Annotated in this window: 1 protein-coding gene; it reads left to right on the top strand. The window is 63.3% G+C overall.

The window, feature by feature from the left end; all coding sequences use genetic code 11:
* The coding region (locus tag DBR24_RS22700) for a DegT/DnrJ/EryC1/StrS aminotransferase family protein (RefSeq protein ID WP_146189104.1) at window positions 1-867 on the top strand (867 nt) is incomplete at both ends.

The raw sequence follows: 867 nt of genomic DNA, 5'->3' as shown, positions 1-867 counted from the left end.
GATCACCAGCGGGCCGAAGGTCCAGGCCTTCGAAGCACAGCTGTCGGAATCCTTCGGCGGGCGCCCGGTGCGCACGTTCAACTCCGGCACCTGCACCATGGAAATCGCCCTGCGCATCGCCGGCATCGGCCCGGGTGACGAAGTGATCACCACCCCGATTTCCTGGGTCGCCACCGCCAACGTGATCCTCGAAGTGGGCGCCACCCCGGTGTTTGCCGACATCGACCCGGTGACCCGCAACATTGATCTGGACCAACTGGAAGCGGCGATCACCCCGCGCACCAAAGCGCTGATCCCGGTGTACCTCGCCGGCCTGCCGGTGGACATGCAGCGCTTGTACGCCATCGCCCGCAAACACAATCTGCGCATTGTTGAAGACGCCGCCCAAGCGTTGGGTTCGAGCTGGAACGGCCAGCGCATCGGCGCCACCGGCGATTTCGTGTCGTTCAGTTTCCAGGCCAACAAGAACGTTACCTGCTCCGAGGGTGGCTGCCTGGTGCTGAACACCCCGGAAGAAGCGCGGCTGGCGGAGAAGTACCGTTTGCAGGGCGTGACGCGCAACGGCTTCGATGGTCTGGACGTCGACGTGCTCGGTGGCAAGTTCAACATGACCGATGTCGCCGCCACCATTGGCCTGGGTCAGTTCGCGCATATCGAGGCGCTGACCGCCCATCGTCAGGAACTGGCCCGACACTACTTCAAATGTTTTGGCGATGACTTTGAAGCGACCTATGGTGCGCAACTGCCGCCTGCGGACTTCACCCACAGCAACTGGCACCTGTTCCAACTGGTCCTGCCGGAGCGCAAGGACGGCTTGCCGGCCCGCGCCACGTTCATGGAACAGATGCAGGCACGGGGTATCGGCAT

Source organism: Pseudomonas sp. HMWF006 (assembly GCF_003061205.1).
Lineage (GTDB): Bacteria > Pseudomonadota > Gammaproteobacteria > Pseudomonadales > Pseudomonadaceae > Aquipseudomonas > Aquipseudomonas monsensis.
Note: the sequence above shows the minus strand (reverse complement) of the source record. Positions and strands in the feature narration are given on the sequence as shown.